The organism is Pseudomonas sp. Lb2C2 (genome assembly GCF_052112205.1).
Classification (GTDB): Bacteria; Pseudomonadota; Gammaproteobacteria; order Pseudomonadales; family Pseudomonadaceae; genus Aquipseudomonas; species Aquipseudomonas kilonensis.
Window position 1 is genome coordinate 849,137 of sequence record NZ_JAUTYW010000001.1, and the last position, 24,412, is coordinate 873,548.

Here is a 24,412-nt window from a genome sequence, read left to right on the forward strand (position 1 = left end):
CCTTGATGATGGATGGAGAGACCGCGATGAATCCGGCAAATCAAACAATAATTGATCGGTATCCGACGTCCCTGCGGATTTTGCACTGGGTGCGCGCCGTGCTCATCGCCGGCCTCCTCTGGGCAGGCTGGCACATGACCGGGCTCGACGACGAAGTGGCAAGCAAATATGAGCTCTATTACCCGTGGCACAAATCCTTTGGGGTGCTGGCATTCCTGGTGGTGCTGGTCCAGATCGCCCTGCGGGTGAAAACGGCCAGGCTGCCACAACCGCCAGAGACGCTTGCGCGATATGAGCGGGTTTCGTCAAGGCTCGCGCACCGTACCTTGTATGCGCTGTTGGTGATCGTGCCGTTGATGGGCTATTCGATGTCGAGTACCTACACGATGAGTGACGGGGTGTTCTTTTTTGGGGTGAACCTTCCCGAGCTGCTGGCCAAGAATGACGACTGGTTCGTCGTCTTTCAATGGCTGCACAAAGTGCTCGCCTATACGCTGCTCGGTCTGATCCTGGTGCATATTGCCGGCGCCCTCAAGCACCGGTTTTATGACCGTGACCCTCGAAACGACGTCCTGCGCCGCATGCTGTGACGCTGACTTGACGAGGCATCGGCGCGGTCCCCAGATGTTCAGCGCTGAGCCTTTGCCCCACCTTCGGCACCTACGACAAACAAGAACGCCAGCCCCAGGGCAACTTCCACCAGCACCGCTGGCAAGATGCCCGACTCCACATGTCCCACGGCCCACTCGCCCAGCCCCAGCAGCGCAAGCAGCAGGCACGTGGTGACAAACCCCGCCACCACGGCGGCTCGTCCCGGCGAGGGCGGCGCATTGCATGCCAACAGCAACGCGACACCAATGCCCACGTAGAGTGGTGCCGCACGCCGGCCTACCAACCCCGTGGTACCGCCATCGAAGATCACGCCCCAATTGGCCAGCAACGTGGCCGGCGCGAACAACCAGATGGCCGCCAACGCAAAAAACAACAGCGCCGAAAAGCTCGCCAGGTAGCGAAAAGCGCGAGAAGCGTTGCTCATGCATTCACGTCCACGACAGTGCGCCCGCGCACCTTGCCTTCCAGTACCCGAGCGGCAACGGCCGGCACCTCTGCCAAGCCAACCATCTGGGTGGTGCGGGCCAGCTTGCTCAAATCAAGGTCCTGGGCGAGTCGCGACCATGCCTGCAGGCGCACCGCTTGCGGAGCATTGACCGAATCGATACCGGCCAGGGTCACGTTGCGCAGGATGAAAGGCAGTACCGAGCCGGGCAGATCCGCGCCCTGGGCCAGGCCGAAGGCAGCGACAACGCCGCGATATTGGGTCTGTGCCAAGGCATTGGTCAAAGTGTGGCTGCCCACTGAATCAATGACGCCAGCCCAGCGCTCCTTGGCGATTGGCGCGCCCGGCTGCGACAAGGTGTTGCGGTCGATGACCTGCGTCGCCCCAAGGTCGCGCAAGTAGTCGCCCTCCTCTTGCCGTCCGGTCGAGGCGATCACTCGATAGCCCAGGCCCGACAGCAGTGCGATGGCCACCGAGCCGGCGCCGCCGCTGGCACCGGTGACCAGGATATCGCCTCGATCCGGGGTCAGCCCGCCATGCTCCAATGCCAGGACACTGAGCATCGCCGTGTAGCCTGCGGTGCCGATGGCCATGGCCGCCTGGGTCGAGAATACCTCCGGGACTTTTACCAGCCAGTCACCGCTCACCCGCGCCTTCTGCGCAAAGCCACCGTGGTGGGTCTGACTCAGCCCCCAGCCGTTGACCAGCACCCGGTCGCCGGCCCCGAACCCCGGGTGACTTGACGTCTCGACGATACCGGCGAAGTCGATGCCCGGAATCAGCGGAAACTGACGAATGACGGGGGAGCGTCCGCTCAGGGCCATGGCGTCCTTGTAGTTCACGGTCGAGAACTCGATCGCGACGGTGACGTCACCGGGCATCAGGTCCTCTTCCTTGAAGTCGACCAGATGGGTCGAGATCGCATCGCCGGTTTTGCTCGAGAGCAGCGCTTTGAATGTCATGGTTTTTATCCTGTTCGTTCAAACGGATGGTCAGCGTGCTTCCTCGCCATGGGGTTCATGGTTTTTCTTGAATGAGCGCCCGCCGGGACACTGAGCGCTCAATGGTTCAGGGCCCTGATCATTCCCTCAGGCCCCCGAAGTGCTCTATCAGGCAATCAGATCGGTGGCATTAAGGGTACTGACACCCACCAGTTGGATTTCAAAATCCGCCCCCAGGTCGCCGTTGACGTTACCGTAAAGTATCTGGTCGACGAAGCGCAATTGTCCTGCGCTCGTGAACTCATTCGAGTCGATGAAACTGAACTTATTAACCGTAGCGGTCAGGACATTGGCATCGAATTTCGAGAGGTCAATTTTGTCGCCCTGAAGGCGACTGAAGTCGAAAATGACGTCACGACCACTGCCTATGCCCAGCTCATTCAACGCACCGAAAACAAACCGGTCGGCGCCGACACCGCCAGTGAGAGCGTCAGTGCCAATCCCGCCAATCAGCGTGTCGTTCCCCGCTCCGCCGCTCAACGTATCCCGCCCGACACCACCGTTGAGCACGTTGTTGCCGGCATTGCCGATCAGTACGTTGTTCAGCGTGTTGCCGATACCATTGAGATTGGTCGTGCCGGTCAGCGTGAGATTCTCCAGGTTAGCGCCCAGGCTCCAGCTCACCGAAGAGCGAACGGTGTCGATTTCGCTGGCCAGGGTGCTGGTTTCGCTGACGACGTCCCTGAGGTTATCGACCACGTAGGTGTCATTACCGGTGCCGCCGATGAGCGTGTCGATCCCGGCACCACCGTCCAGGATATCCGCGCCGCCCAGGCCATTGAGCACGTTGGCAGCGCTGTTGCCCACCAGGCTGTTGTTCAGGGCATTGCCGACCAGATTGAGGGCGGTAACGCCAAGCAACTGGCCATTCTCGACGTTGGTCGACAAGGTGTAGCTGACCGAGGTGCGTATCAGGTCAACGCCTGCATTAGCGAGTTCGGTAACCTTGTCGCCAAGGTTGTCGAGAATATAGGTGTCATTCCCCGCCCCGCCGATCAGCGTATCCCGCCCGACACCACCGTTGAGCACGTTGTTGCCGGCATTACCGGCAATTACGTTGGCCAGGGTGTTGCCGCTGGCATTGACGTGGGCAGTGCCGGTCAATGTGAGATTTTCCAGGTTGGCGCCCAGGCTCCAGCTCACCGAAGAGCGAACGGTGTCGATTTCGCTGGCCAGGGTGCTGGTTTCGCTGACGACGTCCCTGAGGTTATCGACCACGTAGGTGTCATTACCGGTGCCGCCGATGAGCGTGTCGATCCCGGCACCACCGTCCAGGATATCCGCGCCGCCCAGGCCATTGAGCACGTTGGCAGCGCTGTTGCCCACCAGGCTGTTGTTCAAGGTATTGCCGACCAGATCGAGGGCGCCAGCACCAAGAAGTTGGCCATTCTCGACATTGGTCGACAGGGTGTAGCTGACCAAGGTGCGTATCAGGTCGACGCCCGCGTTGGTGAGTTCGGTGACCTTGTCGCCAAGATTGTCGAGAATATAGGTGTCGTTCCCCGCCCCGCCGATCAGCGTATCCCGCCCGACACCACCGTTGAGCACGTTGTTGCCGGCATTACCGGCGATTACGTTGCCCAGGGTGTTGCCGGTGGCATTGAGATGGGCAATGCCGGTCAGGGACAGGTTTTCCAGGTTAGCGCCCAGGCTCCAGCTCACCGAAGAGCGTACGGTATCGATTTCGCTGGCCAGGGTGCTGGTTTCGCTGACAACGTCATTGAGATTGTCGACCACGTAGGTGTCACTGCCGGTGCCACCGATCATCGTGTCCCTACCGGCACGACCGTCCAGAATGTTGGCCAACGCATTGCCGATGAGGCTGTCGTTATTGGCCGAGCCGACTGCGTTCTCAATTTTGGCACCGTAGGCAATTGCCAATCCTTCATTGAAGGCCGTCTGGGTGTCGGTTTTCAGAAACGCTTGGCCGATCTTGCTGAACTGGCCCTCATTCAGGTTGATGCGCACCGCTGCCAGCTGATTGCTCGCGTTGATCGTGTCAATACCGCCCGCGTCCCAGATCGTCTCGAAAACCGATTGGCCGACGGCCCAGCTGTAGGTGTTATTACCCGCCTGCCACTGGGTGTTTGCGCCATAGAGACTCTGGATGGCGGCAATATCCAGCAGCATGGGGGTAGTAGGCTCATAGGAGTACGCGGTGTTGTAGCTCATGATCGTGTAACGAACATCATCGAACTGAGCAGAAAGCACCGTGGAATTCGACGCACTTGTCGAGAACGGATGCTTGAGACCCAGGGCGTGGCCGATCTCATGCATGAAGACCAGGTAATCGTAGGTGCCCTTGGCAGGCGCGGGATTGTTCGTGACCGGCCCCAGCCAGACATCACCCGCGCTGGGGGTCCTACCGGGGAAATAGCCCCAGGCAGCGGTGTCATCGTCCATGTACAGGTAACCGCCGAATCGCAAGTCGCCAACGTTACTGGCCGTCTCGCTGACCTGTTGGAATTTGATGTTGGCAACCGAACTCCATGTACCTAGCGCACTGACAATGCCATTTTTCTGCGCCGACGAGAGGACGTAGCCGGCCTCATATTCATTATCGCTGCTGTAATCGCTGGCGAAATACGAGCTCATGGTCATGAAGCTGTACGTCAGGGACGTGGTGCTCAAGTTGCCAGCCCAATAAGTGCCGTAAAGCAAGCTATTGACCTGTGCGTTGCCGGTCAGCTTTGCGTACGAAATGGATGAGTAACCTAATGGACTGGGCATGTATGTTTCCTGTGGGCTATCTGCGGACCTTCCTGGATGCGGCCGCTACATAGGGGTTATTTTGCATGAGAAACAGCAGCATTGATATCACTTAGCCACTGCTTTTTGATCCGGAATCCGGCGACGATGGCGCAACCAACCATTCATTGGCCCGGCGAATATCCCCATCTCCCAATCTTCCGCTCCAGCGGTGCAACACTAGCAAGCTGGTCACGAACTGGTATTGGGACTGATAGAAATCACGCCGAGCACGAAACTCGTCCTTGATACTGTCCAGCACATCGACTGCATTCTTGACGCCATAGCCGAAGGCTTTTTCCGTGGCTACCCGAGACTTTTCAGCCGATTCCAGCGCGCGACGTGTTGCCTTGATCCGACTGAGTTCGGCCGTCATGCCGAGATAAGCGGTGCGGGTTTCCTTGATGACCTGGCGACGCAAGGCTTCCAGCTCTTGCTGGGCGGCTTCCTTGTCACTTTCGGAGCTCGATACCCGTGCCCGGGTGGAGCCGCCGCTGTAGAGCGGCACCTGCAAGTCCAGGGACGCGACGAGGTTATCCGAGCGAGGCGTCACGGCGCCTTCATAGCCGATATCACTGCGTTGCGCCGTCAAGTTCAGGCCCAGTCGAGGAAGGTGACCCGCCTTGTTTTCATCGATAGCCGCTTCGGCGGCGCGCACGCTGTGCTCGCGGGCGTGCAATGCCGGGTTACTGTCGAGCGCTGACTGCACCCAGTAATCTTGCGCCTGGGCCGGCAGGTTGAAGGCTGGATTGTCGCCGATGCGCTTGAACCGCTCGCTGACATCGCGCCCCACCAGTTCGGAAATGGCTTCACGACTGACCAGGACTTTGTTGCTGGCTTCGATCTCGTCAGCCTTGAGCGCATCCACTCGCGCCTCAAGATCGAGTGCATCGGTCACCATCGCCATCTGCCGCGCGTACAAGGCCTTGACTCGCTTGAGGTTACGTTCGGTCGCCTCTAGCTCGCTGCGCACCAGCGATAACTCGTCCTCCGCCGCAAGCACGGCGAAGTAACGCTCGGACAAATCAATACTGGCCTGCACCTGCGTATCGGCCGACTCGTAGCCACTCTGCCGGGCCAACTCGATGTACTTCTGGTAACTGCGCCAGACCTGCGGATCGTAGATCACCTGATTGAGCATCACGGCCATGCGTTTGCCGTTGTACTGGATACGGTCCAGGTCGTCGTCGCGTCGACTGCGGTTGACGCTGCCGCTGGCGTTGAGCTGTGGCAACAATTGACCAAAGGCCGCGCGCTCCTTGCCCTCGCCGCTTCGAACCAGGGCTTGTGCCCGCAGGACGCGCGGATCAGCCCCCTGCGCCTCCTGATGTAATTGCCACAGGTCGACATACGTCTCGTCAGCGAGCGCTCCCAGTGGCATGAAGGCCAGGCACAGCGTGATCAGGAGCTTCATCTCAGTCCTCGATCAACGAACGGGCGAACACATTGCTCGCAGGCTGTATCAAGTACTGCAACAGCGTTCGTGCACCCGTATTGACCAGCACTTCGACAGGCATTCCCGGCACCAGGGTCAGGTTGCCGAGCGTCTGACGCCCTTTGTCCGTCAGGGCCACGCGGGCCAGGTAATAAGCCGTGCCGGTGTCCTTGTTGATCAGGCGGTCGGCGGAAATCTGCACCAACCGCCCCTCGATGACGGGCGTGGTGCTGCTCTTGAACGCGCTGAAGCGAATGTCCGCCAACTTGCCCAAGGCGATGCGGTCGATGTCCATCGGCGACACTTGCGCCTCGACGATCAGCTCCTCGTTGGCCGGGACGATGTCCAGCAGCGCAGTGCCTGGGCTGACCACCGCGCCGAGGGTGTGGACCGTCATGCCCATGACCATTCCTGACTCGGGCGCGAGGATATCGGTACGCTGATCGCGGTCCTGCAGGGTGGCCAGTCGCTCGCGCAGTTCGTACACCTTGCTCCGCGCATCGCCCAACAGGCCGGCTACTTCACTGGCGAAGGCCTTTTTCAACTGCAGTATCTTCAATCTCGCCTCGTCGATATGGACCCGCGCTTGCGCGATCTCGGACTGGCTTTCGGCTATTTCGGTTTGCAGGCGAGAGAGGCTGCGCTCCTGCTCGCGCAGACGCTGTTTGTCCACGTAGCCTTCGGCAAGCAGCGCCCGCAAATCGACTATTTCTTCTTGATAGGAAGCCACCAGCGTCTGCTTGCTGCCAATAATGGTCTTGAAGCCGCGTATCTGTTCTTCGATTTGTCCGATGGTCTTTTCCTGCAAGCCGATTTCGCCCATCAACGAGGTCCGTCGGGTCTGGAAGATCCGGGCTTCGCTGTCGCGGGCCTCCTGTACTCGCGGGTCGGCAGGATCCAGGGCGGGCACCGCCACAGGCTCGGGCAGTGCGTCACGTTCAGCCTCCAAGCGGGCCTGCAACTGGAGCGCGGCGATCAACTGGCTGCGCGTCATTTCCATGTCCGAACGCGCCTGGGTGCTGTCGAGCACCAGCAGCACATCACCGGTTTTTACCAAGTCCCCGTCGTGCACGCGCAGTTCGCGCACGATGCCGCCTTCCAGGTGCTGCACCGTCTTGCGGTAGCTTTTGACCGTGACCACGCCCGGCGCAAGTGCCGAGCTGTCGAGCGGGGCCAACGCAGCCCAACCACCGAACAGGCCAAAGGTGACCAGCAGCATGAGGTAGCCGACGCGCCTTACCGGCGTGTCATCGACAAGCAACGCAGTGGACGAGTGTTGACTGTTTTGCATGAAATCGCTCATCCACTTCCTACGGTTGAATCGCGGCAGCCTGGCGGGCCGCGGGCGTTACGTCTCGCAGGCGCGCCAGGACCTGGTCCCGCGGCCCGTACAGACTCAGTTCGCCATGATTGAGAACCAGCAATTTATCCACCTGCGCCAACACCCCGGGTCGATGGGTAATGACAAACACCGTGGCCCTGCTCTGCTTGAGCTTTTGCAGCGCCTCGGCGAGCATTTTTTCGCCGGCGTCATCAAGGTTGGAGTTTGGTTCATCGAGCACCACCAGGCGCGGCTCACCGTACAAGGCGCGCGCCAGGCCGATACGTTGCCGCTGGCCGCCGGACAATCCACCGCCATTGGCGCCGATCAAAGTGTCGTAGCCATCGGGCAGTTGCAGCACCAGCTCATGCACACCCGCCATGCGCGCGGCAGCGACCACGGCAGGTGCGTTCACCGGGCCGAAGCGGGAAATGTTCTGGCTGATGGTGCCCTCGAACAACTCGATGTCCTGTGGCAGATAGCCGATGTAAGGGCCCAACTCCTCCCGACGCCATTGGCTGATGTCCGCGCCGTCCAGGCGCACGGTCCCGGCCAGGCTTGGCCAGACGCCCAGCAGCGCCCTGGCGAGTGTCGACTTTCCAGCGCCGCTGGGACCAACGATGCCCACGACTTCGCCCGCGGCCACCTGAAAGTCCACGCCGCGAATAATCGGTTTACGAGCGTCCGGGGATCCCGCCGAAAGACCCTCGACGCGGATCTCCCCCTCAGGCGCCGGTAACGACATGCGTTCAGGTTCGGCGGCAATCTTGAGCAGCAATTCGTGCAGCCGGGCATATTGCGAGCGGGCGCCCAGAAAGCCTTTCCATACGCCGATCAACTGATCGATGGGCGCCAACGCACGCCCCAGCAAGATGGAGCCGGCAATCATCAGCCCGGACGAAATCTCGTGATTGATCACCAAATAGGCGCCCAGGCCCAACACCAGCGACTGAACGATCTGGCGGAATGTCCTGGATAACGACGTCATGGTCGCGGCGCGGTCGCTGGCCAGGCTTTGCAGCGCGAGGACCTTGTGGGTTCGCCCGCTCCAGTGCTGGCGCAGGCTGGCCAGCATGCCCATGGACTCCACCACTTCAGCATTGCGCAGGCTTTTGTGGGTGAACGCAGAGGCCGCCATCTGTTCACGATTGGCCGCCTGCAGCGGCGCGTGGGTGAGTTTTTCATTGGCGAAGGCCAGCGCCCCCAGCAACGTGGCACTCACGATCCCCATCCAGCCGTACCAGGGGTGAAACATGAACATGACGGCCAGGTAGATCGGGATCCACGGCGCGTCGAAAAACGCAAACAGGCCGTTGCCAGTCAGGAACTGGCGCAAACCGTTCAGGTCGTTCAAAGGCTGGGCGGTGGCATGCATGCCACTGGTATTGAGCGCCTGCTTGAAACTGGCGTCGAACAGACGCTGGCTCAGCAGCGTGTCCAGGCGAGTGCTGATTCGCACCATGATTCGCGAACGGACCCACTCCAAGCCACCCATCGTGACCATCAACAGCAACATGATCAGCGTCAGCATCAACAGCGTGGACAGGCTGGCGCTGCCTACCGCGCGGTCATACACCTGCAGCATGTAGAACGAAGGAACCAGCATCAACAAGTTGACGAAAAAACTGAAAAAACCAACGGAAAGAAAACTACCTTTGCAGACGGCAAGGGCGCCTTCCAGTTCGGTCCTGACGTGGGCTGACATGGTTCATTACCTGAGGTCCGATGCTGATCAAACCTGAAAAATCACAAGGGACAGGTGCGTGAGCGCCTGGAATATCTTTCGGCGGAACACCACTGGAGCACCCGCGCAATCGGATCTACCGTGCTGTATCGGCACGCTTGATCGGTTCTTAAGGAAAATTGGCGTAACGGGGTATGGGTCATGCGATTACGTCGAGGTTGGGTTGGGGAAGCCTGGTATCTACTTGGCTTTTCCAGACGGACTGGTGGGTATATCCATTTCTGCGGTGTGGGCTGCAGTTGCTCACTTTTGAGATGCGGAGCAGGCTTGCTCGCGAAGGCGGTGGATCAGTTTGCAGCGATGCTGGATGTACCGACGTCATCGCGAGCAAGCTCGCTCCCACAGGTTCTTGTGTCGTACTCAGACAATGTGAACACCCGAAGCCCACTGTGGGAGCGGGCTTGCTCGCGAAGGCGGTGGATCAGTTTGCAGTGATGTTGGATGTGCCGACGTCATCGCGAGCAAGCTCGCTCCCACAGGTTCTTGTGTCGTACTCAGACAATGTGAACACCCGAAGCCCACTGTAGGAGCGAGCTTGCTCGCGATAGCGGTGGTTCAGTTTGCAGTGATGTTGGATGGACCGACGTCATCGCGAGCAAGCTCGCTCCCACAGGAGGAACGCGGTCCACGAAGAACCAGGTCGGCTCTCAGGCCGCCTCGCCTTTGCTTTTGATCTGAAGGCCCAGTTAACCACGATGGCCGAACGCAGGCATTGTGGAGTGGGCATCCCGGCATGGATGCCGGGATAGCCGCGCTGGGCCATGGATGGCCCTTCGCGGCGGGCCCACGGAGCAATGCCGGAGTGAGGGCACACCGAGCCTAGGCGAGGTGCCGAGTGGTGGGGCAAAGCGCTTTTGGTTACTTTTGGCGCTTTCCAAAAGTGACCCGCCGTCAGGGCGGAACCATAAGCGGCCGTTACCGCAGCAACGGATATACACACGCCCCCTAAACCTCAGCCCCCCAACGACGAAACAACACGCTGGCATTAACCCCACCAAACCCAAACCCATTGGAAAGCGCATAGGTAATCGGCATCTGCCTGGCCTCCAAGCCAACCAGATCAAGCCCCAATGCAGCCTCATCAGGATGAACCAGGTTCAGGGTAGGCGGAACGATCTGGTCCCGAAGCGCCAACACCGTAAAAATAGCCTCGATACCGCCAGCCGCCCCCAGCAGATGCCCGGTGGCCGACTTGGTGGAGGTGATCGCCACATCGGAATCGCGCCCGAACACCGAGCGAATCGCAGTCAGCTCGCCGTTATCACCAACCTGGGTGGACGTCGCGTGAGCATTGATATGTTGCACATCCGAGGGGCTGACAGAGGCCTGGCGCAGCGCCTGTTCCATCGCACGCCGGGCGCCGTTGCCGTCTTCCGGGCCCGCCGTCAGGTGGTAGGCGTCGGCACTGGTGCCATAACCCACCAGCTCTGCCAAGGGCTTGGCGCCACGTGCGAGGGCGTGCTCCAGCGACTCGATCACCAGCAACCCGGCGCCCTCGGCCATGACAAAACCGTCGCGATCACGATCAAAGGGCCGCGAAGCCTCTTGCGGACGTTCGGCAAAACCGGTGGAGAGCGCACGGGCGGCGGCAAAACAACCCAAGGTCACGCGGTCTATCGCCGCTTCCGTACCACCGCATATGGCGATATCCGCTTCGCCACTGCGAATGAGCCTGGCCGCGTCGCCAATGGCCTGCACACCCGCCGCGCAGGCGGTGACCGGCGCACCGAGCGGGCCTTTGAAACCGTGCCGGATGGATACGTGCCCGGCCGCCATGTTGGCGAGAAAAGCCGGCGCCGTGAACGGCGACAATCGCCGCGGGCCACGCTCATCGGTGGTGCGTACGGCGCCGGCAATCGCGCCAAAGCCACCCACGCCCGAGGCGATGAGGGTCGCCGTCCGCTCCTGGTCGTGGGCATCGGCCGGTTGCCAGCCGGCCTGCTGCAACGCTTCTTCTGCCGCCACCAGCGCGAACTCGATGAAGCGGTCCATCTTCTTGCGATCCTTGGCCGGGATGATGCGCTCCGGGTCGTAACCGGCGATGGGGTCCTCTTCCAGCGACGGCACCTGGCCGCCCACGGCTACGCCCGTCCCCTCGGTGATATCGCCCGACAGGAGGCGAATGCCGGAGCGCCCGGCCAACAACCGCTGCCAGACTTCTTCAACGCCACAGCCCAATGGGCCGACAATGCCCACGCCGGTGACGACGATGCGTTTTTGCCCTTGGGAAGTCATCATTGGAACCTCTTCATATCAGTCAATGTTCACTAAAAAGCACAAGTGCACGGGCTTAAACCTGCGGTGCTGTCTGAGCGTGTGCTGAATGGTCAGGACGGATCCTGAACCAGATGGAATACATCGCTGGCAGGAACACCAGCGTCATGATGGTGCCCACGAACGTGCCACCGATCAGTGTGTAGGCCAACGTGCCCCAGAACACCGAATGCGTCAGCGGAATGAAAGCCAGGATGGCCGCCAGTGCCGTCAGCAGGACCGGACGGGCCCGTTGCACCGTGGCCTCAATGACCGCATGGAAGGGCTCCAGCCCTTCTTGTTTGTTGTGATGGATCTGCCCGATCAGGATCAGTGTGTTGCGCATCAGGATGCCCGACAGTGCGATCAGGCCGACCAGGGCGTTGATCCCGAACGGCTGCTGGAAGATCAGCAATGTCGGCACCACACCAATCAGGCCCAGCGGTGCGGTGAGGAACACCATGATCATGGCCGAGATCGAACGCACCTGCACGATGATGATCAGCAGCGTCAGGGCCACCATGATCGGCACCAACGGCACGATCGCCTTGCCGGCCTTGCCCGATTCCTCGATGGCGCCTGCCTGCTCGATCCGGTAGCCGCTCGGCAGCGTCTCGATGACCGGCTGCAGTGCCTTTATGATCGCGCCCGAGACGTCCGGTGGCTGCAAGCCTTCGGCAATGTCGCCACGTACGGTCATGGTCGGGGTGCGATCACGACGACGAAGAATGGGATCTTCCATGCGTACATCGACGTCGCCCACCTGGGACAGCGGAATGCGCTGGCCTGCCGCGCCCACCAGGGTGAACCCTTCGATCCTGGCCGGATCGAGGCGAATGTCACCGGCAGCACGACCGACCACCTGCACCGAACGGATGTCCTCGCGAACCGCCGTGATCGGCACCCCCGTGAGCAGGAACTGCAACTGCTGCGCGACGGCATTTGACGTCAGGCCGACCGCCTGCAAACGGTCCTGGTCCAGGCTGAAATGCAATGTCGGCACCAGCGGTCCCCAGTCGGTATTGACGGTTCGCATCAGCGGGCTCGCCTGCATGACATCCTGGACCTGGCCCGCGATCTCGCGCAATTTCGACGGATCCGGCCCCATCACCCGGTAGGCAACCGGAAATGGCGAGTACGGACCGAACACCAGTTGCGTCACCCGGATCCGCGCTTCTGGGGCGAGCCCCTCGGCAGCCGCCTCACGGAGACGGAACTTGAGGGTCTCGCGCGCTTGCTGGCTGTCGGTCAATACTACGATCTTGGCGAACGAAGGATCGGGCAGTTCCGGTGCCATTGCCAGGTAGAAGCGTGGCGCGCCTTGGCCGATATAGGCCGTGACGATTTTTGCCTCATCCTGTTTTTGCAACCAGGCCTCGACCTTGGCCGTGGCGGCGCTGGTCTGCTCGATGGAGGTGCCATAGGGCATCTGCACCTCGACCATCACCTCGGGACGGTCGGAGGTCGGGAAGAACTGTTTCTTGACCAGCCCCATGCCGAGAACCGCCACGACAAATGTCGCGATCACGGTGCCCGCCACCCACCATTTGCGCGCGATGACGCGGGTCAGGACCTGGCGAAAGCGATTGTAATGACGGGTGTTGTAGATGGCCGCGTGACCGCCCTCGACCTGCTTGATGTCCGGCAACAGTTTCACCCCCAGGTAAGGGGTGAAGGCCACCGCCACCACCCAGGAAGCGATCAGGGCAATGCCGACGATCCAGAACATGTTGCTGGTGTACTCGCCAGCGGTCGACTGGGCGAAACCGTTGGGCATGAATCCGATCGCCGTTACCAGCGTGCCGGACAGCATCGGTGCGGCCGTGTGGCTCCAAGCATAGGCGGAGGCCTTGATCCGGTCGTAGCCCTCCTCCATCTTCACCACCATCATCTCGATCGCGATGATGGCGTCGTCCACCAACAGCCCGAGCGCCAGGATCAGCGAACCCAGGGTGATCCGGTCGAAGTTCTTTCCAGTGGCCGCCATCACCACAAACACTATCGCCAGTGTCAACGGTACGGCGGCTGCGACCACAACGCCTACACGCCAGCCCATGCTGAGAAAGCAAACGAGCATTACAACCAGCAGCGCGACAAAAAACTTGACCATGAACTCGCCGACGGCCGAGTCAATGTTCACGGCTTGATCGGTGACCTTGGTCAACGTCATGCCCAGTGGCATGCCTTCATTGATCCTGGCCGTCTCCGCGTCCAGGGCCTTGCCCAGGTCAAGGCCGTTCCAGCCCTCGCGCATCACGACGCCCAGCAACAGCGCTTCTTCGCCGTCATTACGCACCAGGAAGGTGGCCGGATCTTCATAACCACGCTCGACGGTCGCGACGTCCGAGAGCTTGAGTGTGCGACCTTGAATCGCCAGGGGCGTGTCACGAATTTTTGCCAGTTTATCGAAGGCGCCGTCTACCCTGAGGAAGACCTGCGGCCCGTTGGTTTCGATGGAGCCGGCGGGCGTGAGCAGGTTCTGGCTGTTCAGCGCGGCGAAGATGTCCTGGGGGGAAACGCCCAAAGTGGCCAGCCGGTCATGGGAGAAGGACACAAAGATGCGTTCAGCCTGCTCGCCGATGATGTTGACCTTTTTCACTCCCGCCACGTGCAACAGACGCTGGCGCAACGCTTCAGCATCGCGCACCAGTAACCGCTGTGGCTCGCCTTTGGCTTTCAGGGCGAACAGCGCGAATGTCACATCGGCAAACTCATCATTGACCATCGGCCCGATCACACCCGCCGGCAACTTGAGTGCTTCGTCCTGGAGCTTTTTGCGCGCCTGATAGAACTCCTCCTGCACTTGCGAAGGTGGCGTGCGATCGACCAGTGACACCATGGTGAAAGCCAGACCGGGACGGGTGTAGGTTTCCGTGCGGTCGTACCACTTCAGTTCTTGCAGACGCTTTTCAAGCGGCTCGGCAACCTGGTCCTGCATCTCCTGGGCGGTCGCGCCCGGCCATGCGGTGATGACGGTCAACTGCTTGACCGTGAACGGCGGGTCCTCGGCACGCCCCAACTGGAAGAACGCCAAGGTCCCCGCGACGGCAATCAGGAAGATCAGGAACACGGTAATGGAGCGCTCGCGAACGGCGAGTGCCGACAGGTTGAGGCTCATGGACGGCCCCCGGCAACCTTCACGTCACCCGGTTGAGCCAGCCGCACTTGCTCCCCTTCACGCAGCAGATGGGCGCCGAGCCCGACAATACGCTCACCCACATTGAGCTTGCCGGCGACTCGTGCAGCGTCATCGCTCAAACCCAGGACTTGCACGGGTCGCCAGGTCACTTTCGCAGGTTCCCCGTTGATGACCCACACGCCGGTACCATTGCCCGGGTCAAAAACGGCAGCGATCGGCACTTGCAGCGCTTGCCGTTGCGCACTGTCTTCGGCGATGCGAAGGGTGACGGTCGAACCCAGCGGCGCGTTGGCCAGCGCCCCCTCCAACACATACCGCGCCTCGAAGGTGCGCGTCACGCGGTCAGCCGAATCCGATAGCAGCCTCAGCTTCGCGGTGACCGCTCCCGTGGTGACGCCATAAAGCGTCGCTTGTGCGGTAGCGCCTGCGGCAGGCCGCAAGGTCTCGGGCAATTGCACAACGGCTTCACGCTGCCCTGCCCGCGCCAGTCGAACCACGGTTTGCCCGGGGCTGACGACTTGTCCGGGCTCGGCGAGCGTGTCCATCACCACGCCGTCGGCATCGGCAAGCAACACAGCATAACCAGACGCGTTTTGGGCGACATCAGCCTGCGCTTGTGCGGCGCTCAGTTGTGCCTTGGCGGTATCGGCAGCGGCTTTGATCTGATCGTAGCCCGATGCAGAAATAGCACCTGCGGCGACCAGGTCGCGATAGCGTGCCTCGTCATCCGCGGTCTGCTTGGCCCGGGCCCGGGCGGCAGCGACCGCCTCTTGTTGGGCTCGCGCCTGCAGCCCCAGGTCGATGGGGTCAAGGCGCATCAACGGCTGCCCCCGTTTGACGGCCTGCCCGCTATCGACCAGGCGCTCAAGCACCTTGCCCGCTACCCGAAAGCCCAGGTCGCTCTGGACCCGAGCCGCCACGACACCGGTAAAAGATCGTGAGAGATCAGACGAACCCTGGACTTCAGAGACCCGCACCAAGGGCGCAAGCGTGCGTGGATCTTTAGCGGTGGATGAGTCGCCGCACGCCGTCAGGACGAGAGGCAACAAGCAAGCGGCAAAGGTGACAGGTCGAAGCCGGAGCATAGGTTCCCTTTTGGGCAGATAGGACAGAAGCCTCATTCTCAATCTAGTGACCATTACTGTCAATCGTCACAACCCATCACATTGCATTGGTTGCAGCAATATTTGCCACACAATAGATAATTTCGCTGCTGTGTCCTACGAGTGTTCATTGACAGTTTGTGACCATAATATAATATGGTCACAAACCATCCATGGCTCCAGGAGTCTCAATGTCGCCCCTCCACCCCGCTGCTTTGCTGGTGAGCTTCAGCTTGATGACAGGTTGCACGGTCGGTCCGGACTACCAGCGTCCAGACGCTGCGCTGGCGCATCGCTACCTGGGCCAGGCGTCTGTCGAGCAGAGGTCCGCAGCGACATCGGCCAGCCTCGTCGCATGGTGGGAAGGCTTTGCGGATCCAGTGCTCAGCGACCTCGTTGCCAAGGCACTTGAGCAGAACCTGGACCTGGCGCAGGCATCGGCCCGCGTCACGCAGGCGCGAGCGGGCCTGGGTGCTGCCAATGCCGCGTTATTGCCCTCTGGAAACATCAGCGGCCAAGCCGCGCGCTCATACCAATCCGTCGAAACGCCACTGGGCCAAGTGCTGAACTCGACACCTGGATACGATCGGTACGGGAACGCCTACGAACTTAACGTGGGTGCCAGCTGGGAGGTAGACCTGTTTGGGGGCCTGCGCCGCGGACGCGAGGCGGCATTGGCCCAATACCAGGCTTCCGAGGCAGGCGTCGCGGCCACACGACTTGCCATTGCCGCACAGACCGCCGACCTCTACATCACCGCCCGCGGGTTGCAGTCGCGGCTGGACATCGCCAACCAACAAGTCAAGACGCAACAGGGTTTGCTGGAAAAAGTCCAACTGCTCTACAGCAAGGGCCTTGCGGCCAGCTATCAGGTTCACCAGGTCGAGGGCACCCTCTCGCAGGTCCGGGCGACGGTTCCCGTACTGCAGACCGGCCTGGATGCAGCCATGAATGCGCTGGACGTCATGCTTGGCACGCCGCCCGGCACCCATCGCACGCAACTGGCGAATGCACGAAGCATCCCTCTGGCGCCACAGATAACGACCATGGGAACCCCCGCCGATCTGCTGCGCCGCCGACCAGATCTGATCGTGGCCGAGCGCCGTCTTGCCGCCTCCAATGCGCGTATCGGCGAGGCCGTTGCTGAGTACTATCCGAAATTCTCCCTCAGTGCATTGCTGGGCAGTGCCACGGCGGTTTCCGGCGGCAATCTGTTCACCGGCGACGCCAGCCAGGCGGCTGGCGCGCTGGGCCTGCGCTGGAGACTCTTCGATTTTGGCCGCATCAACGCGCAAATCGACCAGGCCAAGGGACAGGAAGCCGAAGCGCTGGCGGCATACCGCCAGTCCGTATTGCGCGCCACCGAGGACGTCGAGAACGCCTTCTCCGCGCTGGTGAATCGAGAATCCCAGGCGAGCACCCTCACCCAGGGCGAAACCTCGCTGACGCAAGCTCGCCAGTCCTCGTTCATTGCTTATCAGAAAGGCACGGCCAGCCTGATCGATGTCCTGAATGCCGACGCGACGCTGCTGCAAGTCTCCGACGCACGGGCGCAAGCACGCACGGAATCGGCACGGGCGGCGGTGGCAGCATTCAGGGCGCTCGGCGGTGGCTGGCAGCCTTCTGAAACCCAACCGGTGGCGACTCGCTGAGCCGACCCCGTTACACAACACCTGCGGCTCCTTCTCCTTCCGCTCACAACCAGAGAACAACGATATGAAACCGAACGAACGCTCCTGGGTGCTCATCACTGGCGCCTCAAGCGGATTTGGCGAAGAGTTTGCCCGGCAATACGCAGCACAGGGAAAATCGCTCATCCTGGTAGCGCGCAGGTTGGATAAGCTCGAAGCGTTATCCGCTCAGTTGCGCGAACGCTTCGCCATTGATGTGATCGTCGAGCAAGTAGACCTGTCGTCGATCCCCGCGGTCATCGAACTGCATAAGCGTCTGAGCGAGCGAAAAATAGTGGTCGATGTACTCATCAACAATGCGGGACATGGACTGCAAGGGCCTTTTCTGGATCAGCCTCTGGATCGTTCCCTGGCCATGATTGATCTGGATATCGCCAGCCTGACGGCCCTGACTCACGTCTTCGCGGCAGACATGCGAGCCCGCAAGCGTGGACACATCCTGATGGTCGCCAGCCTGCTGTCTTTTCAAGGCGTGAAGAATTTTGCCGTTTACTCTGCCGCTAAAGCTTACGTGCTGCGCTTCTCTGATGCGTTGCATCGTGAACTCAAAAGCGACGGCGTCATCGTGACAGCACTTTGTCCAGGGATGTCGGATACCGGATTTGCGCAAAGCGCCAGGCAAACGATTACGCCAGCCTTGAAAATGGTCATGATGCAGCCACAACCCGTGGTCCGCGCAGGCATTCGAGCACTGCAAGCCGGACGATTGAGTGTCGTGCCGGGCTTTGGCAACAAGGCGATGACCGTCCTGACCTGGGCCACGCCGCGTCGGTTTCACCAAGGTCTCATGGCACGCATCATGGGCGCCTGAAAGGATGGCGAAGTGCTCTGAAAGCCGGGAGTCAGCCTACACTCCCGGCCGGCAAAGCGGCACTCGATCAGAAGCGATAGCTGACTGAAGTACCGAAACCACTCGCACTGTTTTTGTACTTGGAGCTGTAGGCTCCCCGGGTTGCCGAAGTTTCGTTGACCCGTACGCTCTCTTCCCACAGATAGGAATAAGCGACATCGATCGTGACATTGTCCACTGGCGTCCAGCCAGCGCCGAAGCTGACGATTTTTCGGTCGCCGGTAGGAATACGTGGCCCACGGTTGGTGTTGTTGGCGGGCGACTGGTCGACGGAGAAGCCTGCGCGCAGCACCCACTGGCTGTTCAACTGATACGACGTACCAATGGCGTGAGCCCACGTGTCGTGCCAGTCCTGTTCTTCGGTAATAGTACCCAGCGAACCGCTCAATAACGGCGGCAAGCCGGTGTTCTCGATGGTCAACTCCTTGAAACGACTCCAGCGGGTCCAGGTACTGCCCGCGTACAAGGTCCAATCATTGTCGAGCTGGTGAGTCACCGACACGTCCACGGACTCCGGGGTATCCACATCCAGTGAAGCGTCATAGCTGCGACCGCTGAGCCCTATCGCGCTGAAGATGCCGTTGCTGACCTTGGTCTTGGCATCCAGGTGGTAGCTGACCTTGGAATGGTAGGTTAACCCCACACGAGTTCGATCTGTCGCCTGGACCAGGACACCGGCATTGAAACCCAGCGCCGTATCGTCGCCGTTGCTTTTGAGTTTTCCATCGTTGCGACCCGGGCTCAGTGGGTTGGGCACCATGCCCGTTATCTCGCCACTGATGCGGTTGATCGTCGGACCGAACCCGATCGAAACCCTGTCATTGAAGGCATAGCTGATGGTGGGCTGAAACGTGAGGGTCGTGACCTCGCTTTTGTTGCCGTAGTAGCGCCCGGCAAAACCACTGCCGTAATCGGTAATCAGGCCGAACGGCACATAGAAGCCCACGCCGAACGCCCAATGTTCATCGATGGGCTTGACGTAGTACCCCATGGGCACGGTGGTCGTAGGCACGACGTCGCCGTCTTCCTGGCCGCCAAAGGTACTGCGGGTCTGGCTGATGTCATTCTTCGCGAAGAGCGTCGCCGCCCCCAGGCTGACCTGTTCTGACTTGAGGCGAGACATGCCCGCAGGGTTGCCGAAGACGGTACTTGCATCCTCGGCCGAGGACGAGCGACCGGCAAACCCGGACCCCATCCCGCTGATACTCTGTTCATTGAGGGCAAAGCCGCTTGCAAACACATGAGAAGTGGCGAATGCAACGGCAAGACCCATAGGGGCCTTGAGCATTATTTTTTTCATTATTGGAACTCTGGGAGCGGTAGTCTGGGTAGGGTTGTTTGTATCAGGTAAAAATCGCCACCGTCTGGCGTGCCCAAAGCACGCGACGGCCGCTTTCGTCCCATATCTCCATGTCCTGTAGCGAGTACCCCTCCAGCGCCTGCTGGCTGAAAGAGCTGACGAGAAACCATTCGCCGGCAACGGCTGGCTGCGGCAGGTCAATCATCCAGGACGCGGAGCTGATAGCGGCGGGTTCGGTAAAGCAGGTCATGGCGGCCGGCGGCAAACTGTCAGCCAGTGCAATCAAGGCAACTGCCGGGTCTACGCCCTGGGCATCCAGATGGCGGACCCACATCAGTAACTCAGGACTTTCGGCGCCGGACACCGGCAGCGAACCGCCTGCAGGACGCATCTCGAAGTTATAGGCGCAAGCCGGAGCAATCTTGCTGTCCAGCGCCAGGGTGGCATAGCGGGACGGCCCCTCCACAAACGGCCGACCCCAGGAATCATGCGTAATCCTGCTCGCCCGCGGCTGGGCGAACAGCAGGATCGAGCGCAGCGCAAGGTCATCGCCCGACAGGCAGTCGACGGATACCGAGGTGACTGAGCGTCCTTGGCGCAACACGCTTACATCGAACGTCTGGGCCTGCGTCACCGGTGCGATGAACGACACCTGGGCGGACTTGAACGGAGGGAAATCCGCCGGACGTTCCCGCAAGACCGCCTGCAGCGACAGCGCTGCCGAAAGCCCGCCAAAGATGGTACGACCTTGCTGCCAGTTGGGCGGGGAAACAAAGGGGGCGTCCGGATCGAATTGCTGCAGCAGTTTGGCAAAGCTCGTCATACCGACGCCCCAGGCTAAGAGCAGATGCGCCATATTTATTCATGTGACCATTTGTGTCAATGGTCACGAAGTGGATAAATAAAGACGACCATCAACCGCTGGAGCGAGAGGTGAATCGGATGGGTAAAGGCGTGCCTGCAATGGTCTGGGTGCAATCTTCAGCCACGGCTCAAGGCATGAGGCTGCGCAAGATCAGGTTGCAGGTGAGCGTGGGAGCAACCTCGACGTAATCGAGGCTGTACTGCAGCAGCAAGGGATTGACGAAAGGCCGCAGCGCCAGATGGATCGCGTCTACGGTTTCGTCCAATGGCGTCTTGCGTTCGAACTCGCCCAGTTCCCGCCCCTCGCGCACGATTTGCAACACGAAGCTCTTGATTCTTGCGTTATAGACTTGCGAACTGGGCCATTGCTCCGACGCGGAAAACGCCGCAATGTCATAGAGCTTGCGATCATTGAAAAACAGGTTTACGCCTGTGGTGATCAGGGCCTTGACCAGGCGGCGAAAACGCTCCGTCGCTGAAAGCCCGTCTTCGCTGATGGCCTGCTCCACCGCCGCGACGATTTCTGCCAGGCACTGGCTACAGATGGCCTCGCCAATCGCCTGCTTGGAGTCGAAGAACTTGTAGATGTAGGCCTTGGAGAACCCGATGGCCTTGGCCAGGTCGGACACCGTGGTCTTGCCATAGCCGTATTGACTGAAATGCTCGTTGGCCGCCGCGACAATCTGGTTTCGAATGTCGTGATCGGCGGGGCCGCGAGTGCTGGGCGAAAGTATTGAGGGCTGGTTCATGGGAGCAGCTTACGCATCCTGAAGATAGTTGACAACTTGTGACCATTTTTAAAACTCGTCACAAACTGACCATTATCAAGCCACCGGCAGCCCCTAATGTCAGTTGAGCTGCAAACCTGTGGGAGCAAAGCTTGCTCGCGATTGCGGTAAGCCAGCCGACAACGATATTGACAACTCTGCCGCTATCGCGAGCAAGCTTTGCTCCCACAGATTTATGCCGTTTGCTCCTGACTGATAGGCATTAACCAGCAGCCCCTTCCTTTTATTTCGCGAAAATCTGGCTCATATCCTTGAACGCCTTGAATTCCAGCGCATTACCGCAAGGATCGAACAGAAACATCGTGGCCTGCTCCCCCACCTGCCCTTTGAAACGTATGTAAGGCTCGATCACAAACTCGGTGCCAAAGGATTTCAGCCGCTCGGCCAGCGCTTCCCACTCCTGCCAACCCAGAATGATGCCGAAGTGAGGCACCGGCACGTCGTGCCCATCTACCGGGTTGCTGTGGACGTTCTCTTGGGAAGCGGTCTTCGGCTGTTCATGGATCACCAACTGATGGCCGTAGAAATTGAAGTCGACCCAGTGGGCGCTGGAGCGGCCCTCTTGCAACCCAAACACCTCGCCATAAAAGGCCCGAGCGCCTGGAAGGTCATAAACAGGGATTGCGAGGTGGAAGGGAGAAAGGCTCATCATGGCTCCTGTTGCTTTTGTAAGGACCGGGCCATCGTAAGGCCGCGCTCAAAACAAGAAAAACAATATATTTCTCTCAGTAACACAATTAATATTTGTGAATGATCAAAGAACTCAAGACCCTTATCGCCATAGCACGGGAAGGTACTTTCGCTGCCGCAGGCAATAAAATCGGCCTCACCCAGGCGGCGGTCAGCGCGCAGATCCAGCGTCTGGAAGCCGAGCTTGGCTTCGAGATTTTCGACCGCAAGGGACGCTCGGCTCACCTCAATCGGATGGGTCATCAAATACTCTTGCAAGCCCAAGAATTGTTGCGCCTTTACGACAATCTTGGCGCGAGTCCTGCCGGGCTTGCCCCCAGCGTCCTGGTGAACATTGGCGCTATCGCTTCGGTGCAGCGCTCCTTCCTGCCAGACACGCTCGCCAGGTTTCACGAGCAATGTCCGCAATGCCGAACGCGGGTCCTTCCTGGCGTATCGATGGAGTTGATCAACCTGGTGGATGTCGGCGAAATCGACATGGCCGCCATTATCCGCCCACCGTTCTCGCTGCAGAGCGATCTGCGCTGGATGACCCTGGCGCTGGAGCCGTATCGGCTGATAGTTCCGAGCACGCTCCCCGGAGAAGACTGGGCCGAACTGCTTGGCAGCCAACCCTTCATTCGTTATGACCGGGCGTCGTTCGGCGGCCGGCAGGTGGACCGTTTCCTGCGCAAGATGCACTTCGCCTTGCATGAAGTCAGCGAGCTCGATGAACTGGAGGCCATCATCAAGCTGGTTGGAAACGGCGTCGGAGTGGCCTTGGTGCCGCAAACCGCGACCCACCGCAAATGGCCTGAGGGTGTACGTGCCCTCGACCTCGCTGAGCACACCTTCCACCGTGATGTCGGGCTGGTCCATAGACCTCAACATAGCCTCACCGAACCCGCGGGGATACTGGTGCAATTGCTTGCCGAGCAGGCCCGAGCCAATCCCGTATGAATCACACCTTTTTGTTTGCGCCCAAACAAAAACCAATGCGCAGGCTCAAGGTTTTTGTCGAGCGGATGATCTATACCTTCAGGTACACGCAGTCAGGCCAGGGCAACAGACTGGCGTGTCTTGATAAGACGACTGTGGCGAACCTGCTTCAGGTGCGCTGCATGACATAAAACGTCGGCCTGCAAGACGCTGTTTCCGCGCCCCCCCTTTGAATGGCGCACCACTTTCCAATGCCTGAAGTATTGATCATGAGCCCGAGCAAACGCGTCTTGAATGCCCCCACCAGAGCGCTATCCAGGTTTTGTCTGTTGCTACCGCTGCTAGTTGTAAACAATGCACGCGGCGAACCCTTGGAGATAGAACTGCATATCCTCGACGCGCCACCGCTGACGTTCGTCAACGACCCCAGGGGCCACGGAATCGTTGGCGATGTCGCCGTGGCGGCCATGACCAAGGCTGGGTACACCGTGAAAATCCATGTACTCCCCTGGGCCAGGGCACAGAAACACGTCAGTGAAGAACATGACCACTTGATCACGCCCCTCTCACGCATCCCCACCCGTGAGGACCGTTTCACCTGGATTGCCTCGATCATGCCCATGGAGCGCGCTTTTTTCAGCCTTGAGCGGCGAGTGAGCAGCTTCGCCCAAGCGAAAGAAACCTACCGCAAGATCGGCGTCGGCCTGGGCAGCGCCCAAGCAGATATCCTGCGCACCGAAGGGTTCAGCGATGAGCAGATCTATCCGCTGGTCATCGGCGACAACCCCGCCCAGATGCTGTTGATGGGGCGTATCGATGCCTGGTTCAACGGCGTGCCGGAGAGTCTGTACATCTGGCCGAAGGTGTCCAAGCGCAAACTGCTCATGAGCAAGGTCGGCAGCAGCGCTGACCTTTACCTGGCCTGCTCGAAGCAATGCTCGCCAAAAATGGTCGAGGATTTGCGCGAAGCGGTTGAAGCGCTTCGCGCGGATGGGACCGTCAAGCGGGTCCATGACGTTTATTTGCCGCAGTAGGCTTGACCCAAGTCCACCCGGCAACCATCAATAAGTTTGATAACAAGAAAGCAAATCCCACACTTGAGCAATGCACTCCCTCAAGACTTGCCGGAGCCAATGTGGGAGCGAGCTTGCTCGCGATAGCGGTGTGCCCGCCAATGAGATGTTGAATGTGAGCCTGCCATCGCGAGCAAGCTCGCTCCCACAGGTTTTCTGCTGCTCACCCACTGATCATTCCAGCCAACGCACCACCCCTGTGGCGAGGGAGCTTGCTCCCGCTGGGCTGCGCGTAGCGGCCCCTCTTTGTGAGCGCTTCGCGCTCAAGCGGGAGCAAGCTCCCTCGCCACGGGCTCCTTGTTTGTCCGAAGTGCCCCGCACTGCCGGACTAGAGGCCTTATCGATGGCTTATATCATTCTGAATGATAGTTACCTTTGCTTCATTCGATTCGTTCCTGTGCCATGCGCCACGCATCATCCGCCCATTCTCAATACAT

General features: G+C 60.2%; 18 protein-coding genes. 5 read left to right on the forward strand and 13 right to left on the reverse strand.

Features of this window, described 5'->3' with window-relative positions; translation table 11 throughout:
• Positions 1-26: 26 nt before the first annotated feature.
• Positions 27-590, forward strand: coding sequence for a cytochrome b (locus Q7F16_RS03595; RefSeq protein WP_046064269.1), 564 nt, complete (start codon positions 27-29; stop codon positions 588-590).
• A gap of 38 nt (positions 591-628) precedes the next feature.
• Here the strand turns inward: Q7F16_RS03595 and Q7F16_RS03600 are convergent, their stop codons facing one another.
• The 9 genes from Q7F16_RS03600 to Q7F16_RS03640 all read right to left on the reverse strand — a co-directional run bounded on the left by Q7F16_RS03600 (position 629) and on the right by Q7F16_RS03640 (position 15,783).
• Positions 629-1,036, reverse strand: a complete 408-nt coding sequence (locus tag Q7F16_RS03600) for a hypothetical protein (protein ID WP_046064268.1) — start codon at positions 1,034-1,036, stop codon at positions 629-631.
• Positions 1,033-2,019, reverse strand: coding sequence for an acrylyl-CoA reductase (NADPH) (gene acuI / locus Q7F16_RS03605; protein ID WP_409556981.1), 987 nt, complete (start codon positions 2,017-2,019; stop codon positions 1,033-1,035). The genes Q7F16_RS03600 and acuI overlap by 4 nt, the downstream gene beginning before the upstream one ends.
• A gap of 147 nt (positions 2,020-2,166) precedes the next feature.
• The gene (locus tag Q7F16_RS03610; protein WP_409557461.1) at positions 2,167-4,788 is read right to left on the reverse strand and encodes a M10 family metallopeptidase C-terminal domain-containing protein; all 2,622 of its coding nucleotides are present in this window, start codon (positions 4,786-4,788) and stop codon (positions 2,167-2,169) included.
• A 91-nt stretch (positions 4,789-4,879) separates the two neighbouring features.
• Positions 4,880-6,220, reverse strand: a complete 1,341-nt coding sequence (locus tag Q7F16_RS03615; RefSeq protein WP_409556983.1) for a TolC family protein — start codon at positions 6,218-6,220, stop codon at positions 4,880-4,882.
• Between the two features lies 1 nt (position 6,221).
• Positions 6,222-7,532, reverse strand: a complete 1,311-nt coding sequence (locus Q7F16_RS03620; protein ID WP_413211829.1) for an HlyD family type I secretion periplasmic adaptor subunit — start codon at positions 7,530-7,532, stop codon at positions 6,222-6,224.
• Between the two features lie 19 nt (positions 7,533-7,551).
• The gene (locus Q7F16_RS03625) at positions 7,552-9,267 is read right to left on the reverse strand and encodes a type I secretion system permease/ATPase (protein WP_409556985.1); all 1,716 of its coding nucleotides are present in this window, start codon (positions 9,265-9,267) and stop codon (positions 7,552-7,554) included.
• 984 nt (positions 9,268-10,251) lie between these two features.
• Positions 10,252-11,544, reverse strand: a complete 1,293-nt coding sequence (gene fabF / locus Q7F16_RS03630; RefSeq protein WP_046064262.1) for a beta-ketoacyl-ACP synthase II — start codon at positions 11,542-11,544, stop codon at positions 10,252-10,254.
• Positions 11,545-11,596: 52 nt separating this feature from the next.
• Positions 11,597-14,677 carry an efflux RND transporter permease subunit gene (locus Q7F16_RS03635; protein WP_409556986.1) on the reverse strand — a complete coding sequence of 1,027 codons (3,081 nt, stop codon included), beginning with the start codon at positions 14,675-14,677 and terminating at the stop codon, positions 11,597-11,599.
• Positions 14,674-15,783 carry an efflux RND transporter periplasmic adaptor subunit gene (locus Q7F16_RS03640; protein WP_409556987.1) on the reverse strand — a complete coding sequence of 370 codons (1,110 nt, stop codon included), beginning with the start codon at positions 15,781-15,783 and terminating at the stop codon, positions 14,674-14,676. The genes Q7F16_RS03635 and Q7F16_RS03640 overlap by 4 nt, the downstream gene beginning before the upstream one ends.
• 209 nt (positions 15,784-15,992) lie before the next feature.
• Between Q7F16_RS03640 and Q7F16_RS03645 the strand changes: the two genes are divergently transcribed.
• Positions 15,993-17,453 carry an efflux transporter outer membrane subunit gene (locus Q7F16_RS03645; protein ID WP_409556988.1) on the forward strand — a complete coding sequence of 487 codons (1,461 nt, stop codon included), beginning with the start codon at positions 15,993-15,995 and terminating at the stop codon, positions 17,451-17,453.
• 64 nt (positions 17,454-17,517) lie between these two features.
• Positions 17,518-18,303: an SDR family NAD(P)-dependent oxidoreductase gene (locus Q7F16_RS03650; protein ID WP_079301924.1), complete on the forward strand. Its 786-nt coding sequence runs from the start codon at positions 17,518-17,520 to the stop codon at positions 18,301-18,303.
• Positions 18,304-18,370: 67 nt separating this feature from the next.
• On the opposite strand, the gene Q7F16_RS03655 is transcribed toward Q7F16_RS03650, so the two are convergent.
• From Q7F16_RS03655 to Q7F16_RS03670, 4 genes are all read right to left on the reverse strand, one after another.
• Positions 18,371-19,642: an OmpP1/FadL family transporter gene (locus tag Q7F16_RS03655; RefSeq protein WP_046064257.1), complete on the reverse strand. Its 1,272-nt coding sequence runs from the start codon at positions 19,640-19,642 to the stop codon at positions 18,371-18,373.
• A 43-nt stretch (positions 19,643-19,685) separates the two neighbouring features.
• Positions 19,686-20,498 (reverse strand): thioesterase family protein, encoded by an 813-nt coding sequence (locus Q7F16_RS03660; protein ID WP_082098008.1) that lies wholly within the window; start codon positions 20,496-20,498, stop codon positions 19,686-19,688.
• Between the two features lie 136 nt (positions 20,499-20,634).
• Complete coding sequence (locus Q7F16_RS03665) at positions 20,635-21,255, reverse strand: TetR/AcrR family transcriptional regulator (protein WP_018601471.1); 621 nt, start codon at positions 21,253-21,255, stop codon at positions 20,635-20,637.
• A 262-nt stretch (positions 21,256-21,517) separates the two neighbouring features.
• Positions 21,518-21,943 carry a VOC family protein gene (locus tag Q7F16_RS03670; protein WP_046064256.1) on the reverse strand — a complete coding sequence of 142 codons (426 nt, stop codon included), beginning with the start codon at positions 21,941-21,943 and terminating at the stop codon, positions 21,518-21,520.
• Between the two features lie 101 nt (positions 21,944-22,044).
• On the opposite strand from Q7F16_RS03670, the gene Q7F16_RS03675 reads away from it, so the two are divergent.
• The gene (locus tag Q7F16_RS03675) at positions 22,045-22,923 is read left to right on the forward strand and encodes a LysR substrate-binding domain-containing protein (RefSeq protein WP_409556989.1); all 879 of its coding nucleotides are present in this window, start codon (positions 22,045-22,047) and stop codon (positions 22,921-22,923) included.
• Positions 22,924-23,171: 248 nt separating this feature from the next.
• Positions 23,172-23,936 carry a substrate-binding periplasmic protein gene (locus Q7F16_RS03680; RefSeq protein WP_046064338.1) on the forward strand — a complete coding sequence of 255 codons (765 nt, stop codon included), beginning with the start codon at positions 23,172-23,174 and terminating at the stop codon, positions 23,934-23,936.
• Positions 23,937-24,412: the final 476 nt, after the last annotated feature.